Annotated in this window: 16 protein-coding genes and 2 riboswitches; of the genes, 10 read left to right on the top strand and 6 right to left on the bottom strand. The window is 35.9% G+C overall.

The genetic code is table 11. From position 1 onward, the window contains the following. Window positions 1–433: 433 nt before the first annotated feature. Genes J4771_RS06170 through J4771_RS06160 form a run of 3 tightly spaced genes read left to right on the top strand, consistent with a single transcriptional unit; the run spans window position 434 to window position 2094 of the window. The gene (locus J4771_RS06170; RefSeq protein ID WP_224137584.1) at window positions 434–688 is read left to right on the top strand and encodes a helix-turn-helix domain-containing protein; all 255 of its coding nucleotides are present in this window, start codon (window positions 434–436) and stop codon (window positions 686–688) included. A gap of 7 nt (window positions 689–695) precedes the next feature. Beyond that, window positions 696–1490, top strand: a complete 795-nt coding sequence (locus J4771_RS06165; RefSeq protein WP_224137582.1) for a transcriptional regulator — start codon at window positions 696–698, stop codon at window positions 1488–1490. Continuing rightward, window positions 1453–2094 carry an AAA family ATPase gene (locus J4771_RS06160; protein ID WP_224137580.1) on the top strand — a complete coding sequence of 214 codons (642 nt, stop codon included), beginning with the start codon at window positions 1453–1455 and terminating at the stop codon, window positions 2092–2094. Before J4771_RS06165 ends, J4771_RS06160 begins: the two co-directional genes overlap by 38 nt. Before the next feature lie 22 nt (window positions 2095–2116). Here J4771_RS06160 and J4771_RS06155 read toward each other — a convergent pair whose 3' ends face one another. The 6 genes from J4771_RS06155 to J4771_RS06130 all read right to left on the bottom strand — a co-directional run bounded on the left by J4771_RS06155 (window position 2117) and on the right by J4771_RS06130 (window position 6789). Next, on the bottom strand, window positions 2117–2362 hold the full coding sequence (locus tag J4771_RS06155) for a hypothetical protein (protein ID WP_224137578.1): 246 nt from the start codon (window positions 2360–2362) through the stop codon (window positions 2117–2119). A 293-nt stretch (window positions 2363–2655) separates the two neighbouring features. Then, window positions 2656–3567, bottom strand: a complete 912-nt coding sequence (locus J4771_RS06150; RefSeq protein WP_224137574.1) for a hypothetical protein — start codon at window positions 3565–3567, stop codon at window positions 2656–2658. An 11-nt stretch (window positions 3568–3578) separates the two neighbouring features. Further along, window positions 3579–4268: a hypothetical protein gene (locus tag J4771_RS06145; protein WP_224137572.1), complete on the bottom strand. Its 690-nt coding sequence runs from the start codon at window positions 4266–4268 to the stop codon at window positions 3579–3581. A gap of 9 nt (window positions 4269–4277) precedes the next feature. Then, window positions 4278–4919 (bottom strand): hypothetical protein, encoded by a 642-nt coding sequence (locus tag J4771_RS06140; protein WP_224137570.1) that lies wholly within the window; start codon window positions 4917–4919, stop codon window positions 4278–4280. Between the two features lie 58 nt (window positions 4920–4977). After that, window positions 4978–5078, bottom strand: a riboswitch (SAM-I-IV-variant riboswitch). Window positions 5079–5189: 111 nt separating this feature from the next. Continuing rightward, entirely contained in the window at window positions 5190–5579 is a 390-nt protein-coding gene (locus J4771_RS06135) for a hypothetical protein (protein WP_224137568.1), read from the bottom strand. Window positions 5580–5634: 55 nt separating this feature from the next. Then, window positions 5635–5734, bottom strand: a riboswitch (SAM-I-IV-variant riboswitch). Between the two features lie 59 nt (window positions 5735–5793). Then, on the bottom strand, window positions 5794–6789 hold the full coding sequence (locus tag J4771_RS06130; protein ID WP_224137566.1) for a helix-turn-helix transcriptional regulator: 996 nt from the start codon (window positions 6787–6789) through the stop codon (window positions 5794–5796). Between the two features lie 160 nt (window positions 6790–6949). On the opposite strand from J4771_RS06130, the gene J4771_RS06125 reads away from it, so the two are divergent. The 7 genes from J4771_RS06125 (at window position 6950) to J4771_RS06095 (ending at window position 20658) form a co-directional block, all read left to right on the top strand. Beyond that, window positions 6950–7537, top strand: a complete 588-nt coding sequence (locus J4771_RS06125; RefSeq protein ID WP_224137564.1) for a BrxA family protein — start codon at window positions 6950–6952, stop codon at window positions 7535–7537. Between the two features lie 3 nt (window positions 7538–7540). Then, window positions 7541–8173 carry a BREX protein BrxB domain-containing protein gene (locus tag J4771_RS06120; RefSeq protein WP_224137561.1) on the top strand — a complete coding sequence of 211 codons (633 nt, stop codon included), beginning with the start codon at window positions 7541–7543 and terminating at the stop codon, window positions 8171–8173. 11 nt (window positions 8174–8184) lie between these two features. Continuing rightward, entirely contained in the window at window positions 8185–11709 is a 3525-nt protein-coding gene (gene brxC / locus J4771_RS06115) for a BREX system P-loop protein BrxC (protein ID WP_224137560.1), read from the top strand. 88 nt (window positions 11710–11797) lie between these two features. After that, complete coding sequence (gene pglX, locus J4771_RS06110) at window positions 11798–15361, top strand: BREX-1 system adenine-specific DNA-methyltransferase PglX (RefSeq protein WP_224137558.1); 3564 nt, start codon at window positions 11798–11800, stop codon at window positions 15359–15361. A gap of 239 nt (window positions 15362–15600) precedes the next feature. Then, the gene (gene pglZ / locus J4771_RS06105; RefSeq protein ID WP_224137556.1) at window positions 15601–18150 is read left to right on the top strand and encodes a BREX-1 system phosphatase PglZ type A; all 2550 of its coding nucleotides are present in this window, start codon (window positions 15601–15603) and stop codon (window positions 18148–18150) included. A 24-nt stretch (window positions 18151–18174) separates the two neighbouring features. Next, the gene (gene brxL / locus J4771_RS06100; RefSeq protein WP_224137554.1) at window positions 18175–20205 is read left to right on the top strand and encodes a BREX system Lon protease-like protein BrxL; all 2031 of its coding nucleotides are present in this window, start codon (window positions 18175–18177) and stop codon (window positions 20203–20205) included. Between the two features lie 126 nt (window positions 20206–20331). Beyond that, window positions 20332–20658, top strand: a complete 327-nt coding sequence (locus tag J4771_RS06095; protein WP_224137550.1) for an HIRAN domain-containing protein — start codon at window positions 20332–20334, stop codon at window positions 20656–20658. Window positions 20659–20859: the final 201 nt, after the last annotated feature.

Genomic DNA, 20859 nt, shown 5'->3' with positions numbered 1-20859 from the left:
CAGCCACACCCAACTTGCAAACCTGCGTAAAAAAGATACAACCAAAAGCCAATCTCTTTCTGTGTTTTTTCTTTAAAAGCCAATCAATTTTAAAATTAAGGAGACAAAGCCAAAAACTAGCGTCCATAAAGCATTTTCAGACCTCTGAAAAATCTTCATCTTGCTATAAGAATTTTATTGCAAGATGTGTCTTTGTATATACAACTTTTCAAGTTGCTGATACAAAAACAATCTTGCCTTTTGAAAAAGGGGAAAAACTGCGGAACTTGTTTTTTCTTTCAAAAATTGGGTTCAAGAATCTAAATTCATCTTAATTATTCTTTTTTAATCTTCCGAGATTCCAAACTCGTCTAAATTGTTCTTATTTAGCCCACACCGCATGAACACTATTGTTTTAGAATACAAATCGATTGAAATTTGCATAAAAAATATTATGGCTGTAGATATAATTACGAAAGAAGACCTAAAAGAATTTAAAATTGAACTTTTGGAAGATTTGAAGAAAATGCTCTCCCAAAAAGCGCAGGATAAAAAATGGTTAAAATCTAACGAAGTTAGAAAACTTCTGAAAATTTCCTCTGGAACTTTACAAACACTTCGCATCAATGGAACTTTACAGTATTCCAAAGTTGGCGGAACGATTTATTACAATTATCAGGACATTGAAAAAATGTTGAATCAGAAATAATTTTGGTATGAATTACATTTTTCATCTCACTGGTTTTTACGACAAGATACAGGAAGATAACCGACTGAATCCTACTCACATCAGTCTTTACCTTGCTTTGTTTCAGTTTTGGAATCTCAATCGTTTTCGAAATCCAATCAGTATTTCGCGAAACGAAATGATGAAACTGAGCAAAATTTCTGCTTTTGGAACTTACCATAAATGCATTAAAGAGCTGCAAGAATTTGGATATATTGAATACATCCCATCATTCAATCCATACAAAGGGAGTTTGGTGAACCTATTTAGTTTTGATAATTCTGAGGCAATTCAAAATTTGAATATGAAGCGTATCAAAAAACAATCAGCCTCTGAACAGGTAGAGAACAGGATGCATATCAAAATCGATACAGGTTCTGAACAAGCACTGATACCTTCTATAAACAGTATAAACTCTTTAAACAATAAACATTTTAAAGACAATGAGGACTCAAGAATTTTTGATGAAGAAAATTTGCTTTTAAAGAAAAAAAATAGGTCGGTTGAAGTTCCACCGAATATTTCAGAAGTTGAAATGTATTTTCTGGAAAAGGATTCCACAAAACTTGAAGCCGAAAGGTTTTTCAATCATTACGAAAGCAATGGTTGGCTCGTCGGCGGAAAATCCAAGATGAAAAATTGGGAAGCCGCTGCGAGAAATTGGCTTTTAAATTCGAAAAAATTCAATAATAACGCAAATTTCACAAGTTCCGTGAACGGAGTGGAGTTAAAAGCAAATCATCTCAATGCAACTACCAATAAATCCTACAAAGATGAGTTATGATTACTCTAAAATAGTGGAGTGGCTCTTAAAAGTGGGAACAGAACATCTAGGAAAAAATTTCGAAATTCCAAAAAACGAAAAAACCATCATTTTGTCAATGCTCGCTTGGTTTCTTGAGGACGAAATATTGGCGAAAGAAATGAATATCGACCTCAAAAAAGGCATTATGCTTTCGGGACCAATCGGCTGCGGAAAAACCACACTCTTCCAACTGATGCGAAAATTGCCTAAAGGAAGAAAAAATTTTCTGATGGCTTCTACACGCCAAATTGTTTCAGAATTTATGCAGTCTGGTTACGAAATTTTGGAAAAATATTCTCGTGGTAGTCTATACAATGATTATCGCACTCCAAAAAACTATTGTTTTGATGATCTTGGTAGCGAATCTGCCTCCAAATATTTCGGCAACGACTGCAATGTAATGGCGGAAATTCTCCTAACGCGCTACGATATTTTCAAGGAAAAAGGAATCATAACTCATCTCACCACAAATCTTACCGCCGGAGAAATAGAGTTGATCTACGGGAATCGTCTTCGCTCCAGAATGAGGGAGATGTTTAATCTTTTTGGGTATGATGAAAGCTCGGGTGATAAGCGGAGATGAAGTGAAGTATTTCCTGAGGTTCTTACTCCGAAAACACCACTTTTCCTCCTTCAAATTTCACTTTTCTTGCCAACGACATGGTCTTCTCATTAGCGAATAAACTTGCATCAAAATTTCTTCTCAGAAGTTCATTGTGCAGACTGCTCAAATACGCCGCTCTTGCATTTCCCCAGCCTTGATTTCCAACCTCAAGGTTGAAGCGTTCAGTCAGCTCCTGATTGGTGAGTTTTGCTAAAATTTCTGCGTATTTGTAGTTTTGATTTTCCATTTTATTTTCTTTTTTGCAATTTCTTTTTTTTCGTCGCAGTCATTTTTTTGGTCCGCAACTTTCTGAGTTTTTTCAAAGGGTTTTAAACCCGGTATAAATCTTTCTTTTACGGCATTTTCATTATCAGTATTTAACAAAAATTCTAAATCATCTTTGGAGCATTCACTTAACATTATGACGATCCCATCAGTTAATCGAATGGTAGCCTTATTTCCTGTGTTGGTAAATTTCATGAGTTTTTTAATATATTTTTTTTAAAATTTTCTTTTAAACTGTTCGTTTAGGCTTCATTTTCAATATCTGTTGAGCCACCATTGTTGCAAAAGATCATTATACCCTGTGTTTTTGCCATTGATCATTTGGTTATAAAGATTAACTTTTATTGTATCCTGCAATACGTTAAATTCTTTAATTCGCTTGTTATTCTGTAGCCATTCTTTGGCCAAATCGAAATACGGATTCCAATATTCCCTGTCTGTCCGTTCGTTATAAAATGATAATTTTTCGGCCATTGGCTTCTTTTCAAATTCCTTTCTTAATAGATCAGAATGGGTTGTTAAACATACATCGGGATAGGAATATGAAGATTCTGTCAAGGCAAGTGCGAGTTCATAATCAGGATCATCACCGCCCTTGAATTCTAATTTTTTGTGGAAATTTTTTAGTTCCCGGTCAAACCTCCTGTCGCATAAATAAATGTAAACTTCCTTTACTTTTTGTTTCAAAATAATGCTTTTCATCTTATTAATAGTCTTCTCACGCTCCATTTCAAAATCTTCTGCAATGAAATTTTGGGTAGGATTTTGAAGACAGTGATTGATTCGGGTCATCATGTTTTCAATGGTTTTCTTACTGAAGAACTTTATATAATCTTCTTCCCACCAATGATGTTTTTCTTGATGTACCAGTTCCACTAACTGTCTTCTTGTAGCCCCATTCGTAAACCAATTGGGATCCTGTATTTCCGTCTTCCATATCCTTTGTCCGGTGGCTATTTGCAGGTGTATAAAAACAACCCTGTTAATGAAATTCTTAATAATCCAACAGTTTTCTTCATTGGTGAAATCTACATCCTCACTGAAAAAGTCTCCCTTAATAACACTAAATGGATATAGTACTTCGAATTCCACAAAATGCTTTTTGTGATAGGTGACCTTGGCAACTAAAAACTGTCCGAACATCCATTGTACAAATATTTTTTCCATTGTTTTGACTATTATTGATTTTCGCTATTTCGTTCTTCCCACCATTCCTGAAGATATTCGTTGTATCCTGTATTTCTTCCAGTTATCATTTCGATATAAAGATTCATTTTTCGGTCTTCGGGTAAATTCAAAAACTCATTGTATTTCATAGTTTCCGCAAAACCGTCCAAATCAATTTCATCCATTTTTCCCATCAATAGAAAATTCTTTACAAATGATGCCGGATATTGCGCACGATATTCAAATTTGCCTTCTCTCAAAAGTGACCTAAGCATTTGGTCAATTTGTCTGCGGAGATGGACGCTGATGTGTTGAGGTTCAAAATGTCTTAGCATCCAATAGGCAAGACGTTTTCTGTGTAACTTTTCAATCTTAACCCTGCTTTTTTTTCCTTTGAACTTCTTGACAGCCTTTTCGAAATTTTCTTTGAATCTGATTGTATCGCCATTACCATAAATGAAATCAAAAGCGTAGAAAAGTCCAGTCATCAGGTCATAAACGGTTTGTGTTTTTTCAAGTAAATTGAAACCTTCTTCTCTATAAAATTCTACGGTCAAACCGTTGAAAGGACACAGAAATTGCAGTTCTATGTAGCGGTCGTCATCCGACTGATTGACGGCGTAACATTCTTCCGTTTCGCGCCAATAGCCGCTTAATGTCATTCGGTAAACCTGTTGTGTTTTGTTGATATTTTCTGTCATTATTATAAATTAATTGTTGATGAGAAATTCCTGTGATAAAAACCAACTGTATTTGCTTTTTTGATTGTTGATGATGTGCTGTGCAAGCAATTCAATTCTTTGTTCTTCGGATTTTGTAAGATATTCTTTCAGTAAATTTTCAAGTGATGCAAATGGAGGTGGTTCGGGTTGATTTTGCATCAAGGAAGAAAGATTCAGTTCCACACATTTTCCATTCAAAGCAAAATAAGTGTTGAGAAAAATAAAAATCTGCGTTCCGTAATCGTCTTGCATTGAATCATTTCCACAAAGTTCACTGAAGTGTGTCCGGAGAAAAACCCGCATCAATTCATCTCGGTTTCGTGCATAATCTTCAGATTTATGATTGTTAAAAGTGTTCAGATTATGAAGTAACTGATGAAAATCCGATTTGATCAACTGCTTTTTATTTTCCATCAATTGTGAAATTTTGAAACAGTCGAAAAGAAGTCTTTCAGCATTTTCTTTTTGTTGATCTTCGTTCCATTCTTCTTGATCCAAAGATGAAGCGCAGAGCGTTAATCCTGCATAAGGTGAAATTATTTTAACTTCCACCAAATGAGAAAGTCCGATATTGACGTTCCCGATGAGATGATGCTCCTCTTTTTTCACATAAATAATGCAGTCTTTCATAGGATTTTGTTTTAAAAAATCATTACAAAAATCATCAGGAAACCGCAGAAACATAAGGAAAATAACCTTTTTTTGGCAGGTCTGCCCTCATTCTTTACCACCGTGGAAGGTTAACTCTCGGTTGGTGTTCCGTCTTGGCGGAATCTCCTGATGATTACGTTGCAAAGATAAAGTGAAAATCCTTTTTTTGAAATATTGCAAGGTTACAAAGATAGTTACATTACGAAAAAAGTTTGGATTGTGCAAGGTGTTTTTCTTGTTTGTCAATTTTTATGCGGCAATTTGCAAAACATGTTGTTGATCTGACAATTGTTCATTTGCACAGCTTTCTTCTTCATTTTCTTGATAGTCATTAATAAAGTGCTTGATAAACTCATTTAATGATACTGATGTTTGTGACATCATCGAAGACGAAACATACAAGAAAAGGTCGTTTGTAAAAGAATCTAATTCTTCTTTAGATTTTAGAACTTCATTAATTTTGATTTTGTTTTCTGGGCTCAATTTTTCAATGAATCCAGTGAAACGAAAATACAAGTTTGTTATCTCACTTATGGTAAAAATAAAATTCGGTCTTCGCTTGTAGAAACCACTTTTAGCGGGATTAAACACATTGCTTGCTGTTCTGAATTTTAGCGTATTGCTTTGTCTTTTGCTCATAAAAGTAAATTTTGTGGTTAAATTTATTTTTATCAGCAGGAAAAAAGTAATGGGATGTTACCTTATATTTTGGCGGTTGCCCTCATACTTTACCACCGTGGATTTTGGATCTCTCGGTTGGCGTTCCGTCTTTGCGGAATCTCCTGATGATTGTTCTTGTTTTCTATTGCAAAGTAAAACAGATATTGTGCAGCAGAATTGCACTACAAAAATATTATTTGAAATAATGGTTGTGCTGATCTGAAACCCTCAGTTTCAAAGCGTCCACCAATGATTGTGGCTCCAAAATTTTAATTCGCTCTCCATAGGAAAGGAGCAAAGTCTCTAATTCCTGATTGTGTTTTACATTAAGTGTAAGAATATTATCTTTTATTTTTTGTGAACCATGCATCGGTTTAGTTACAATATATGGAGCAACTTGATCGCTTAACTCGATGATTACTTTTATAGGTTTTTTGCTTAAATCATTTGTTACGCCTATTATATCTTCGAAATATTCTTCGAAATCTACGGTAGATTCACAATATGGATGTTTAGACGGTGAAAGTTTTTTAATCCTGTCCAATGCAAGGTTTTGAATGCTTTTAAATTCGTGATTTTCACCAAATACAAACCATCGGTTGTTGTATTGTTTCAGATATTGGGGTGAAAAGATGATATGGATTGGCTTTTCGCTTCTGAAACTTTTATAGGATACTTTCAGTGCATTTTTGTTAAGTATCGATTGATAAAGAGGACTTAAAAACTCGGTTCCTACAAGGAATTCATTTTCTTCGAAACTTATAATTTTTCGCTCAGAGTGCTGCAAATCAAGGCCCGAGTTTATTTTAGCCGAAATAGAATCTACCCAATCGAAACCGGGCAAATTTTTCATCCTGTTCAAGATTTGAAGTGCTTCATTCAAACTCTCCATTTCTTTAGTGGAAAGTGGCTTTTTAAGAATTGAAAAATCAGGATCTTCATATTGATAATATACTTTTTTGCCGTCGGGAACCGAAATAATTGGAGCGTCGTATCCAGCCAAACTTCTCATGAATTTAATGTCATCCAGAATTGTTCTTCTTGAAACAGTGACTTCATACCCAAAATGTTCAGAAAGTTTTTCACCGCAAATTTTGATCAAATCACTAATGAAGAATTTCCTGTATGGATTTGAAAAACAGGAATCCAGAATCTTGTATCGTAAAACCGCATTTTTATTGGTTGCCATGGATTAGGATTTTTTGCCCAAGTGTTCTGTAAAGTTAATTATTTTTGTGCAGATATACCGCACAGGAGTTTTGTAAATTTGGAAGATTATGATTTGTATATCTCCAATTTTACTAAAACACTTTCATTCCGTATATTTACAGTTTTAAGTTTTTTCAAAAATGAGTTATAATCTTGGATTTACAGCGGGGGCATTGCTTTATAGTGAGGCAAAAATTTACGTGGAGAACATTTCCGATTTCACTGATTTTCTTGATGGAACAGAAAATGTGAATCAATTGGTTATCCCCACCAATTCTGAATCTTCCAAGAAAAGAATTAAAAGCGAACTCGATAAAAGACTGAAAAATTTACAAATCCATTATCTTCACGCATTCCAATCACTTTCGGTTGTAGATCAAAAAATTATTTTGTTTTTAGCCATTTGTAAAACTTACACCATAATTGCTGAATTTGCTTTGGAAGTCGTTTATCAGAAATGGAAAACTTTCGATTATGATTTGCAGACTTATGATTTTCAATATTTTTTATCTCAAAAGTTAAGTGTTGAGGAAATTGATAAAATCTCTGAGAACACAAGATATAAACTTTCGCAGGTTGCCATAAAAATTTTTAAGGAAGTGGGAATTTATAGTAAAGAAAAAATTATTGCAGTTGAGCCATCATATGATTTAATGAGAATCATTTCCGAAAATAATGAGCAATGGTTCTTAAACTGTCTGATGTTGAACAGTCAAATTCTAAAATAATTCATGCCAAATAATATCAACGATAAAATTTTTTCGCTTCTTTCCGAAGAAGAATTTAAGGATCCCGATACAGGTTTGCTTTTCTTTCCTGTATATATCTATACCTATAATCCCGAAAAGGAATTTCAGATTAGAGAAGAAATAAAGGAACTTGACCGTAAATTACAGCGTCCATCAAATAACCTCAATTGTCTTGTGTTGAACATTTATAACGAGTTTATAGATTATTTGAAGCACAATATATTTATGGGCAGCAGTCTTTTGGAACAAATTTTTGAACTGGAAGAAATTGATGAGGAAAACGCATTAGACTTTATCGCTGAAAAAGCGCAGGAAAAAAATGATAATGATGCGGTTGAAAAAGGATTTATCAATCATATAGGCGAGAAACTCAAAGCTTATTTTGACGAGAAATCTCCCGATCGAGTGTACCTCTTACTTTACGGATTCGGATCCATTTTTCCATATCTGCGGCTTTCCGAATTTTTGAAAAAGACGGAAGAATATGTGAGAAATTATAAATTAATTGCATTTTATCCCGGCGAACTCAAGAATGATCACTATTCACTTTTCGGTATTTTTGGAGATGAAAATGTGTACAGAGCCAATCACCTAAACCAACTGATATCACAATAAATTAGAATCGAATGAAGTTACAATCTATTTACTTAAAAGAAATTGATCGCCATATTAATCCTGCAGTGGTTGTAGGTGATATGGATTCCGAACATATCAAACAGGAAATTGAAGAATATGTTTTTACAAAAGACATCATCAAAAATCTTTATAAATTTCTAAATGCAGTTGTAAACAAAACCGAAGGAAAAACCGGAATTTGGATCAGCGGTTATTACGGAAGCGGTAAATCGCACTTCATCAAATATCTTTTTTATTGTTTGAATTTAGATACTCGCGAAAAAGCTTTTGCCTGTTATAAAGATGCAATTTCAAATAATAAGGAGCTCGATGTTTTAGATGAAGTTACACTTTCCAATGTTTCAGTTATCGAAAGTAAGCTGAACAAAATGGAAGTAGAAGAAATCATTTTCAATATCGATGCGGTTTCAGAATCGCAGAAGAATAATGATACTATTACTAGGATTTTGCTCAATCAGCTCAATGCAAAAAGAGGATTCAACTCTTCCAACATCACTTTAGCACAACTTGTAGAAAAACACCTGCAAAAAATTGGAAAGTTTGAAGATTTCAAAAACAAGATAAAAGCTGATTTTGGTGTGGAATGGAGAGATGGAAACATCAGCAATTTTGTAAAATTAAAAAGGGATTTACTAATAGATACTGCTCACTTTTTCGATGCCGAAATTGATAAAGAATCATTGAAAGAATCGCTAAAGGATAAAACAGATTTCACCATCGCAGATCTCATCCACGAGCTGAAAGAATACGTAAAAGAAAAACCGGAAAATTATCGTCTTGTTTTTCTGATGGACGAAGTTTCGCAATACATCGGAACCAACACTTCACTTTTGCTGAATCTTCAGACGATTGTTGAAGAAGTAGGCAAAGCACTCGGTTCCAAAGTGTGGATTGTGTGTACTGCGCAACAGGATTTGAGCAATTTGGTTAACAATACTGAAAACAAATCTGATGGTTTTGGGAAAATTATGGGGAGATTTGAAACGATGATTTCTCTCGATGCTCAGGATGCAGCTTATATTGCACAGAAAAGGCTTCTTGAAAAAAATGCTTCCGGAAGTACAGCATTGATTGATTATTACCAAGACAATAAAGGCGGCATCCAAAATCAGTTTGTGTTTGATCACGATTTGTATAAAAATTATCACAGTCCTGAAAATTTCTATTTGGCTTATCCTTTCGTTCCTTATCAGTTCAGGTTGATTTCGGATGTGTTTCAGTCCTTTTCTACGGTAGGTTTTGTAGGTGAAGGTGTAAGAAATACTGAAAGAGCAATCCTCGGAATCACTCATTTTACTGCAAAAGAACAAATGAATCAGGATGTAGGATATTTCATTTCTTTTGATAACTTCTTCAATGATCAGCTGAGCAAAAATCTTACACACGCTGCAAATTCAATCCTCAACAGAGGTTTTAATATCGATTTTGATGATAAAGCTTTTGCAAACAGAGTAATGAAAGTACTCTTTATGATCTCAAATTTAGATGAATCACTGAAAATAAATTTTCCTGCAACGGTAGAGAATCTTGCACTTTTGTTGATCAACGATATCAAGACGGTGAAAATTGAACTACAGCAGAGAGTTCAAAAGATTTTGGATATTTTGGTGGACAAAAACATCGTTCAAATGAGCGAAGGAAAATACCGATTTTTGGATAACGACGGTATTCAGGTCGCCAATTCCATCACCGCAACCACTGTTAATAACGGAATCCTTTTAAAATATTTTTACGAACAGTTCATCAAGAGGTATCTCAATCCGCAACAGAACATCAATATTGGAAACCGAAATATAAAAATAAACCTTTCCATTGATGACAAAGAGGAAAGTACAGGCGGCGAATTCAACGTGAAATTCGTGCTTTACGACGGTACCGATCTTCATCAAAAAGCAATGAATATTCCTTCGTCTGAACTGAATGTGAATATTGCAGAATGGTTCAATCAAAATCCCGATTTCAAAAAAGATTTCCTCACTTATGCAAGGACCACCAAATATTTGGAAGACAACCGTGGAAATGCAACAGGAGAAAGAGTGAAAACCATTGAAGAATTTGGAGTTAATAACATCAAATTACTTCGCGAACTGCAAACCCGTTTTGAGAAACTTTTTGCACAAACTTCTTATACGTCACAAAATCAGGTGATTGAAGGCAACAGAATTAGCACTTCCAATCCTGCAAACCGTTTTCAGGAAATGCTGCAAAACCACGTGAAATCGGTTTATAAAAATCACGATTGGAGCAACCAATTTGCAAATACCAATGACGATTTGAAAAACGCCATTGCAAAATCTTTGGTAATGCCGGAAACCGACAATTCCCTCAACCTTGCAGAACAGGAAGTTAACAACAGAATTACCAATTCCGGAAACGCTATCAATCTTTCAGAATTGGTGAAACAGTTCGAAAAAGCACCGTATGGATGGAAGGATTTGGCGACACTGCATATAGTTTTCAATATCGTTCGCAAAAAGCACCGCAGTTTTTACTACCTGAATGACGAACTCGAATTGAAAAACTTTTTTGATAAAGCCATCAATTCCGCTTCTAGATCAGGTATTGAAGTAAAAGCGGTGAAAGATTATAATCAGGATGAAGTAAAAGAGTTTCGCAATGCTTTGAAAGACATTTTTATCGGCTACCAAATTCCTGAAGGCGAAGAAGTGAACGAAACTGTACAAGGTTTCCATCAGTTTTTGGGAGATCAGTTATTGGCTGTAAATAAATATCGGGAGGAATACGAAGGTTATCCTTTCAGCAATTCCATCAGGCAATACCACAAGTCGCTTGCAGAACTACGGGAGACAAAAAGCAACGAAAAAGTAATCTCTAAAACCGTAGCCGAAAAAGAAATCCTTCAGCAGCAAAGAGACCGTTTCACTGCGATTAAAGACTTTATTGATCATCATTTTAATAATTATTCCGAAATCCGAAAGTATATTTCCGATGAGAAGGCAAATCTTGAAAAATTAGATGAAACGCACGAAAATGCAGTGTCCATCATCAATGCGTATATGGCGACAGATGCAGATCCCGGAATTCAGTTTCCTGCAATTCTGAAATATTATAAGGATCTGAAAAAAGCGGTTGCCCTTCTTTTAGAGGATTTCCGAACCAAAGTTTTGGAAAAATACAACGCCGTTTTCGATGAGCTTGAAGAACGAAAAACCGAATTAAAACTTGAGGAATCCCACATTTTTGCAGACCGAAAGACCATACTTCAAAAATTAGAAAACTCCAAAAGCATCAGCGAACTTGAAATTGCCGAACTGAGAGCGCACGATTTTAAGCTCGATAATATTAAGCTTCTTGTGGATGAGCACAATAAAAAGCAGGTCGCAGAAAAAGGTGGCGAATACGGAAAGCATATTACAACCTTCTCCGTCTCCAAAACCATTTCCGGCGAAACCGTTTCCACACCGGAAGAAGTAGATAAAATCATTGATAAGCTCCGAAGCAGGATAATGATAGAACTCTCCAAAAACAAAAACGGAAAAATTATTTTGAGTTAGAAGAAGACGGAAGTCCGAAGTCCGAAGACTGAAATCTCGAATCTCAAATCTCAAATCTCAAATCTCAAATCTCAAATCTCAAATCAGCATGAACACCGCCCCTATAAAATCTTTCGCCCGAATTTCCCGCCTCAATCTTTGTGAAGCTGTCAGCAATCAGCTGAAATATTGGGGATTTGATGAGAAAGGGAACATTCACGAGCAGCCGGTTTCTGTTGCCGGTGGTTATTCTTTCCGTGGAAATGTGTACAACGATGTTACGGTAGTTCCGAAATGGGAAAACTTGCGCCGAAAAGTCTCCGCTTCCAAAGAAAGCTTCAAAGATGTGGTGGAAGAAGCAGCATATACTTGGTTCAACCGATTGACGGCGATTAAGATTTTGGAAGAAAACCAATTTATCGCACCGGTTTTGCGTTTTCGCGAGGGCAGCACCGTTCCCGAAATTTTGCAGCAGGCAAAAGCAGGAAACCACACCGTAACCAATACTGCACAGCTCAAAAATCTGCAGGAAGCGTTGCTCAACAATCAGGATGAAAAAGCATTTGCCATTCTCATCATCGATTATTGCAGCAAAAACCAACTTCTAAAGGAAATTTTCGGAAAAATAAACGATTATACCGAAATCCTTATTCCGCAAAATTTGCTGTCACCCAATGGATTTCTGGGCTTGCTGAATGACGAGAAAAATATTTCTGAAGCCGATTTCCGGGAGGTGGAACTTATCGGTTGGCTTTATCAGTTCTATATTGCCGATAAAAAAGATGAGGTTTTTGCCGGTTTCAAAAAAAATAAAAAGGCGCGTCCCGAAGATATTCCCGCTGCCACACAAATCTTCACGCCAAAATGGATTGTGAGTTATATGGTGGAAAATACCGTGGGAAAAATGTATCTCGATTTTGAGGAGCAATCTGTGCTGAAAACAGAAATGAAGTATTTGGTAGAGAATGAAGACGACAAAAATCCTGCACTCATCAATGATATTACAGAGCTGACCTTAATAGATCCGGCTTCAGGTTCCGGACACATTTTGGTCACCGGTTTTGCGTGGCTTTTCAAAATGTACCGGGAACAGGGTTACGCCGCAAAAGCGGCGGTAGAACACATTTTGCATCACAATCTTTTTGGGCTCGATTTGGATGACCGTGCGATGCAACTCGCGAGATTTGCCGTTTTGCTGAAAGCCGCGCAACAGCTAGAACAAATTACTGCAGGACAGGGAACCGAATTTTTGGCACAAAAAGCCATCCCAATTCCTCATGTGTACGCATTTCCCGAAACGCATCATTTTACCTCGGAAGAAATTGCGCTTTTTACCGAAAACAAAAGCGTAAACGAAATTTTTACCGCCCTTAATCTTTTGCAGCAAGGAAAAAACATTGGTTCTGCCTTGAAACTTACTTTGAGCGATGAAGCGCGGGAAGTTTTAGAAACCAATCGAAAAATTTGGGATGCCGACGCCGAAAAAGGAATATTGGATATTGAAAAAACCGGTATTTGGGAAAACCTGAAAACCTATGTGGAAGTGGCTTTGGTTTTAACCAAAAAATATGCGGCAGTAGTGGCAAATCCGCCGTATATGGGAAGAAAGTCGATGAATGGTGAATTAGCAGGATATTTAGATAAAAATTATCCCAATTCAAAATCGGATTTGTTTGCGGTTTTTATTGAAAAGATGATGGAGTTGGTGAAAGATGATGCAAGAATGGGATGCATTACAATGGAATCTTGGATGTTTCTTTCTTCCTATGAAAAATTACGCAAATCGCTTATTGATAAATATTCTATCGTTAGTTTAGGACATTTTGGATGGCATATTTTAGGAATTGCTTTTGGAACTGCAATGGTAGTTTTAGAAAAATCTAAAAACATAAAAATTGGGGAATATTCTTATCTGAAAATTGAAGATGTTGACAGAGAAATAAATGTTCCATATGTTTTCCCTAAAAAGGACAACGGAAGGTATGCAAGAATCCCACAAACCAATTTTGATAAAATTCCCGGAAGTCCGATTGCGTATTGGGTGAGTGAAAAAATATTAAGTCTTTTTTCATCCAATCTTTTAGGAGATCAAGGTGAAATTATAACCGGTTTAACTACAGGAAATAACAATGTCTTTTTAAAGGTTTGGAGTGAGATTTCCAAGAATAGTATTGCTCTTAATCTTCAGGATATATCAGAATATACTGCTGATAGAAAGTGGATACCATATACAAAAGGAGGTGGTTTTAGAAAATGGTTTGGTAATCACGAATTTCTAGTAGATTGGAGCCGAAAGAATGAATTTAATCGATCTAAAACTACACTACAGTATTTATATTTTAAACAAGGCTTTACTTGGTCATTTATTACTGCAGGTAAATTTAATGCTAGATATTTACCATCAGGTTTTATTTGGGATGTTGCAGGATCTCCCGCAATTTTTAATAGTGATATTTTAAATAAGTATGCTTTAGCATTGGTTAATAGTTCATTTGCACAAGATATTTTAGAAATTTATAATCCAACAATGAATTATCAATCAATTGATGTCCAAAATATTCCCTTTAAAAGTAGTGACAAAATTAGTAATGCTGCAAACTTAACAACTGAGAATATTTTCCTCTCCAAAACCGATTGGGATTCCCGTGAAACTTCTTGGGATTTTGCCATAAATCCTTTGGTGGCGCAAAATACAGATTCGCTTCCTGCCGCATTTTCAGCGTGGCGGCAAAAAGTGTCCGCAGATTTCTTTCAACTCCACCAAAATGAGGAAGAACTCAACCGTATTTTTATAGAAATCTACGGGCTTCAGGACGAACTCACTCCCGAAGTCGCTTTAAAAGACATCACCATTTTGCAGGACGAACTAAAAGCAGATGATCTGAACGCTTTAGAAGATTCGTTTAGAAATTCAGAAAAAGAAGTCTTGCTTCCGTTCCAGCAAGATGTGGTGGTAAGTCAGTTGATGTCTTGGTTGATCGGGGTTTTACTCGGCAGATACCGTTTAGACAAAACCGGTCTTCACATTGCACATCCCAATCCTACAGAAGAAGAAACCGCAGCTTATCCTGTAGAGAATGTGGCAATTCCGTTCACTTTAGAAATAGATGACGACGCGATTATTCCTTTAATGGGAAGCAACTGTGCATTTCCGGATGATGCGGTGCGCAGAATTGAAGATTTGGTGTACCACATTTGGGGCGCAAAATCGCAACAGGAAAATATGAACTTCATCAACCGAAGTTTGGGGATGCCATTGGAAAAATGGATCACAGAGAAGTTTTGGGACCACCATATTTCCGGCAAAATGTATAAGAAAAAACCCATTTATTGGCTCTTCTGTTCCAACCCGAAAAAACCGCAGCAATCTGCTTTCCGCGTCCTCGTCTACATGCACAGAATGGACGAATATACGGTGCAGAAAGTGATGCGCCAATATTTGCATCCTCAACAGGAATACCTGCGTTCTAAATACGAGGAAATGCACGCAAGAGAAGCACTCCTCACCACTGCAGAAAAGCGAGAATTCGAAAACCTGCAAAAGCAGCAACACGAACTGAAAGAATACAACGAAGCCCTAAAAAAACTCGCCGACCTGCAAATTTCCTTCGATTTGGATGATGGTGTTTCGGTAAATTATGCCAAGTTTGCAGGAATTGTGGCGGTGATATAGGAAATGAAAATCAATTTCTTTTCCCCATCCCTAAAGGGCGGAAATTGATTTTCAATAAATTGGAATAAGAAAAGCTTATAAAAATTCACCAAAAAATCTCCCTTTAGGGTTGGGGAAAATTTTTTGGGGAATTTTGAATAAAGAAAATATTATTAAAGGTCTAATTAAAATTCCGTAATAAAAACGATATTTTGACAGATTTAAAGTTGTACTTAAAATATGTCAGTAAATTAAATAAAATGATCACCGAAAAAATAAAATCAAAATTCAACGAAATCTCCAACGATATCCTTCTTCTTTTCGATCCCGAAAAAGAATATGAGGAAGAACTGGATGCCTACAAAGGCGACGAATTCCGGATTTTGAGAGTAAACAACAACTATTTCCGCATCAAATACGAAGTAGAATTCCGACCGGAAAACGAAAAGATTTTGCTGTATCACGCATTCCCACAACCGGAACCAAGAGAATACAAAAATTATCCGATCACCGATTTGCTTCTTGCCGGAAATATTTTGGCAATCGACGAGATGTCGGAATTGATGGATCGTTACCAAATTCCGGTGCAGCAGAAAAACTTCATCGCTTCTCTGAAAAGGTGGATTAAGCCAAAAAAAAACGAAAGCAGACTGATGCCGTTTTTAGCCGCGAAACCTTTTAACGAAAATGCTTTGGCTTCTGCGGTAATCTCGATTATTTTAGACGAAAAGAAAACCGGAAAGAACACGTTCAACGCCATCCGAATTTTTGAATTGATGAATGAAAGTGAAGAGGATTGGGAAAACAAATATTTGCAGATTTACAAAGCCGGACTTCAGGAAAAATTGCTGAATCAACTCAACACACTTTTCAGCACCGATTTGGATTATCTTGGTTTCGAATCGTTGAAAACGCTTTTCCTGAAACTGAAATACAACGCAATCACCGCCTTTGTTCCGGAAGTAAAATCAGAAGATGAATACGGTAAACTAAGGTTTGGAAGCGAAATTTCGAAAACCAAAACGCTCAATTTTTTTAAGGATTGGGAAGACGATAAAAACAAATCGAAATTGGTTGAGCCAATTTTAGAAAATCTTGGGGAAGAAGTAAATGTTCAGAAAATCATAAACATCTACGGAACCGATCAGGAATATGGAATTACCACTTCTAAAAGTTTGGAGATGATTTTACTTTCGGCAGTGGAGAAATTAGAAATCAATCCTTCCGAAATTATTCAGCAGTACGGATCATGGAAGAACAGTCTGGATGATTATGCAGGTCACGAATACCAAATGGAATTCTTGCTGAATGCCGCGCACTTTTATGATCTCAGGAAAAGATATTCAGATTTTGTCTTCAATAAGGCAGATGATTATCTTTCCATTTATTCCAAAGAATTGTACCGCTTGGATTTGTATTATCGCAAAGCTTTTATCGCTTATCAGAAATTGGGAAGTTCTGTTCACGAAAAATACAGCAAAGTTTTCGATCGGTTAAATAAAGCTTATGATCAATATCTAATCGACCTTAATAATCCTTGGGTGAAGGAACTTGATGAGCTGGAGTTCAATATGCATCCTTTGAAAATTACAAAACAGTTTAATTTTTATAAGGAATTTGTAAAGCCGGTTTCCACCAAAAAAGTAGTGATTATTTCCGATGCATTTCGCTACGAATTGGCGCAGGAATTGGCGCAGGAACTGAATGCTGATGTGAATAATTCTGTGAGCTGCAAACCAATGCTTTCTGCGATTCCATCTTACACCAATCTTGGGATGTCTAATTTGCTTCCGAATGATGGAATTGTTGCTGAAATTTCTGAAGGAAAAATTGACTACAGCATCAACGGAATAAAGACCTTAAGCACTTACCGTGAAAAAATTCTTCAAAATTTTGACGAAAATACTTTTGTGATTGATTATGCAACCTTCAGCAAATTCAATCAGGAACAGGGAAGAGCATATCTGAAAGATAAGCACACGGTTTACATTTATCATAATTGGATGGATTCTGTAGGAGATAAAAAAGCATCAGAATTTTATACTTTTGAATCTTCGGAGCAATGCATCAGTCAATTGCACAGGCTGATTAAAAGTCTTTATACAAGTTTAAATATCACCACGGTAACGGTAACGGCAGATCACGGATTTTTGTTTAATTATCATAAAATTTCGGATGCTACTTCACAGCCATTTCCTGCAGTGAAAGATATTTTGAAAGAACACACACGGTTTTGTATTACCACTGATGAACTTACTACAAAAGACACCTATGATTTCTCCTTGGCAAATACCACAAATATTGAAACCAATGTGAAAGTGATTGTTCCCAAAGCTATCAACAGATTCAGAAAAAAAGGAAATTTTGGGGTACAGTTTGTTCATGGTGGCTGTTCTTTGCAGGAAGTGGTTGTTCCTGTTTTAGAATTCAAGAGAGGACGAAATGATAAAGCGCAGGATGTACCGTTTGTGCGGATAGATCAGTTGAAAACAATAACTTCGGGCATTGTAAAATTGAAATTTTTGCAGTCCGAACCGGTAGGAAATTTATATAAACCACTTGCGGTGAATTTCGGGCTATACAGTATTGACAATGAGTTGATTTCAACAGAAGCCGAGATCGACTTTAACGTCGCTGCGGAAAATCCTACAGACCGCCAATTTGAAATAAAACTGGAACTCACTTCAGCAGGATCCAAACAAAAAGTAGGTTATCTGAAAGCATTTAAAGCCAAAGAAAAGGACAAATTAAATACTTTGGTGAATGATATGATCAAAATTAATATTTTAGAACTTGATGATTTTAGTTAAATTGTGAATCTATAAACACATTGAATGAACGAACTCGACCAAAAAATAGTTGAACATTTCGAAGGAAAAGTAGTACGAAAAGATTTAACCAAGTCATTAAAGGGAAACGCCGTAGTTCCAACTTATGTTTTGGAATATCTTTTGGGACAGCACTGTTCTACAAACGATGAAGAAATCATAAAAGACGGCATCGAAAAAGTAAAAAATATTATTGCCGCTCACTTTGTACATCGTGATGAAGCGGAATCTGTAAAATCAAATATTCGTGAGAAAGGCAGTTTCCGAATTATCGATAAAATTTCTGTACGCTTAAATGACCGTTTGGACCGTTATGAAGCAAAGTTTACCAATCTTGGGTTGAACAATATTCCGGTTAATTCAGAAATTGTAACAGCAAATCCAAAATTATTGTCCGAAGGAGTTTGGTCGTTGATTAATGTGGCTTATGTTCCTGTAGAAGAAAAAAACACTTTGCCGTGGATCATTGAAAGTCTAAAGCCAATTCAGATTTCGAATATCGATTTGGATGAATATGTGAATGAGAGAAAATCTTTCACCCTGAATGAATGGATGGATTTGCTGATGCAGACCATTGGACTGAATCCGGAAGAGTTCTCACAGAGATCCAAACTCATTCAGTTAAGCAGATTAATTCCTTTCGCAGAAAATAATTACAATTTGATAGAACTCGGCCCGAAAGGAACGGGGAAATCACATATTTTTTCGGAAATGTCTCCGCACGGAATTTTACTTTCAGGCGCCGAAGTTTCTAAGGCCAAACTATTTGTAAACAACGCTACAGGAAACATAGGATTAGTCGGTTATTGGGATGTTGTTGCTTACGACGAATTTGCTGGCAATACGAAAAGAGTTGAAAACGGATTGGTTGACATCATGAAAAACTATATGGCAAATAAGTCCTTTTCTCGTGGAACTGATGTTTTGCAGGCAGAAGCATCCATGGTTTTCGTTGGAAACACAGATCGAGGCGTGGCGAATATGGTAAAACACAGCGATTTGTTTATCTCACTGCCGAAAGGTTATTATGATACGGCATTTTTGGACAGGATGCATCTTTATCTTCCGGGGTGGGAAGTTTCAAAATTGCGGAATGAACTTTTTACCAACGATTTTGGTTTTGTGGTAGATTATCTTGCCGAAATACTGAAACTTCTTCGTAAAAAAGATTTTGGAAAGTCATACCAAAAATATTTCACGCTTTCGGATACGATTTCTACAAGAGACAGAACCGGAATTGAAAAGACATTTTCAGGGTTGGTGAAAATCCTTTTTCCTGATGGTGATTTCACGAAAGAAGATGCTAAACTAATGCTCGATTTTGCTGTTGAAGGAAGAATGCGTGTAAAACTGCAGTTGCAGAAAATGGATGAAACATTCAGCGATGATGTGGTAAAGTTTGAATATAAAGATGCAGAAGGAAATATATATCAAGTAAATACTTTGGAGGAACAGGAATACGGAGAAATATTGGAAAATAATTCGGTTGAAACATCTTCACAAACTATTAAACAATCTCCAAGTGAAATTTCTGAAAAAAACTATGAAGCAGCATCTGAAAGTTTGTTTGGCATCAATAAAACCATCCGTGAAAATCAAACCAATATTTCCTACGACCGTTTATTCGGTCATTATTTGGAAGGAGCAACGGAGTTTGTTATTCAGGATCCTTATATCAGAATGCCACATCAATTTAAAAATCTAATAGAACTCTGCTCGCTTATCGTAAGAAAAAATGCAGAAGCAGAACAATTGAAAATTCATTTGATTACTTGGAATGAAATGGAGTATCAGGAAGTTTCAATCACATCTTTGCAAGAAATTCAGTCATCTCTTGAAGAATTGAATGTAGAATTTACTTATGAATTCAAGGAAAGCGCACACGATCGTTCCATCAGTTTGAATAACGATTGGAGAATTATTCTAGGTAGGGGTCTTGATATTTGGCAAAAATCTTCAGGAAAATATGATATTGCAGAAGTAATGCAGGAAAAGCGGAAATGCAGGGAGTTTGAATTAACTGTGATAAAATCTTAAGCCATTAAATTATTATTAAGGAACACTGCAAAAAAATTGCGGTGTTTTTTTATGCCTTATTTTGTTGTGCAGATATGTTGCATATATCGTTTTTTACTTTGCAGAATAATTTTAAAACGTATTGTTATGAAAGAGCATTTATCACATTTCCATGTTGCAGGTTTCACATTTTACGACGGCGTTGATGTTTTCAACAAACTGAAAGTCGGCAAAAAAGTAAAATTCAAACTCGAAGAAGACAACAAGTGGGATCCAAGAGCAGTCGCGATTTATTTCAAAGGCGTAAAAATCGGCTTCATCCCAAGAACCGAAAACCGAATTTTCTACAAACTTTTGAAAGTTGGAATTACCCAATTCGAAGCCCGAATTCAGAAGATTGATCCGCAGCAACACACCGAAAGACAGGTAGAAGTTGTAGTCCATTTAGTTTCACAAGAAGAAGTTGTTTACTAAAAATACCTTGTCAAGGTTGATTAAAAGCAAGTTCTAAATTAAATACAGTTCTTAAAATTTCTTTTAACCGTCGCAATTGTTGGAATAGTATTATTAGTTTTCACCATCATTTTTGGATTTCTGGTGGAAGCGTTTCCGGATTTTGGAGGTATTTTGGCAATTGTTGTGGCGTTATTTTTTGTTTGGCTATTCATAAAGGCA

This window comes from Candidatus Kaistella beijingensis (assembly GCF_020084865.1).
GTDB classification, from domain to species: Bacteria; Bacteroidota; Bacteroidia; order Flavobacteriales; family Weeksellaceae; genus Kaistella; species Kaistella beijingensis.
The sequence above is the reverse complement of the archived record's forward strand: the minus strand, read 5'-3'. Positions and strand labels throughout refer to the sequence as shown.

What these genes read in the sequence shown, in the direction of transcription:
- J4771_RS06160 (WP_224137580.1), top strand. Translation starts at nt 1,453, where the DNA reads ATGCAACTACCAATAAATCCTACAAAGATGAGTTATGATTACTCTAAA.
- J4771_RS06155 (WP_224137578.1), bottom strand. Translation starts at nt 2,362, where the DNA reads ATGGAAAATCAAAACTACAAATACGCAGAAATTTTAGCAAAACTCACC.
- J4771_RS06150 (WP_224137574.1), bottom strand. Translation starts at nt 3,567, where the DNA reads ATGGAAAAAATATTTGTACAATGGATGTTCGGACAGTTTTTAGTTGCC.
- J4771_RS06130 (WP_224137566.1), bottom strand. Translation starts at nt 6,789, where the DNA reads ATGGCAACCAATAAAAATGCGGTTTTACGATACAAGATTCTGGATTCC.
- J4771_RS06125 (WP_224137564.1), top strand. Translation starts at nt 6,950, where the DNA reads ATGAGTTATAATCTTGGATTTACAGCGGGGGCATTGCTTTATAGTGAG.
- J4771_RS06165 (WP_224137582.1), top strand. Translation starts at nt 696, where the DNA reads ATGAATTACATTTTTCATCTCACTGGTTTTTACGACAAGATACAGGAA.
- brxL (WP_224137554.1), top strand. Translation starts at nt 18,175, where the DNA reads ATGAACGAACTCGACCAAAAAATAGTTGAACATTTCGAAGGAAAAGTA.
- pglZ (WP_224137556.1), top strand. Translation starts at nt 15,601, where the DNA reads ATGATCACCGAAAAAATAAAATCAAAATTCAACGAAATCTCCAACGAT.
- J4771_RS06095 (WP_224137550.1), top strand. Translation starts at nt 20,332, where the DNA reads ATGAAAGAGCATTTATCACATTTCCATGTTGCAGGTTTCACATTTTAC.
- pglX (WP_224137558.1), top strand. Translation starts at nt 11,798, where the DNA reads ATGAACACCGCCCCTATAAAATCTTTCGCCCGAATTTCCCGCCTCAAT.
- J4771_RS06170 (WP_224137584.1), top strand. Translation starts at nt 434, where the DNA reads ATGGCTGTAGATATAATTACGAAAGAAGACCTAAAAGAATTTAAAATT.
- brxC (WP_224137560.1), top strand. Translation starts at nt 8,185, where the DNA reads ATGAAGTTACAATCTATTTACTTAAAAGAAATTGATCGCCATATTAAT.
- J4771_RS06135 (WP_224137568.1), bottom strand. Translation starts at nt 5,579, where the DNA reads ATGAGCAAAAGACAAAGCAATACGCTAAAATTCAGAACAGCAAGCAAT.
- J4771_RS06140 (WP_224137570.1), bottom strand. Translation starts at nt 4,919, where the DNA reads ATGAAAGACTGCATTATTTATGTGAAAAAAGAGGAGCATCATCTCATC.
- J4771_RS06120 (WP_224137561.1), top strand. Translation starts at nt 7,541, where the DNA reads ATGCCAAATAATATCAACGATAAAATTTTTTCGCTTCTTTCCGAAGAA.
- J4771_RS06145 (WP_224137572.1), bottom strand. Translation starts at nt 4,268, where the DNA reads ATGACAGAAAATATCAACAAAACACAACAGGTTTACCGAATGACATTA.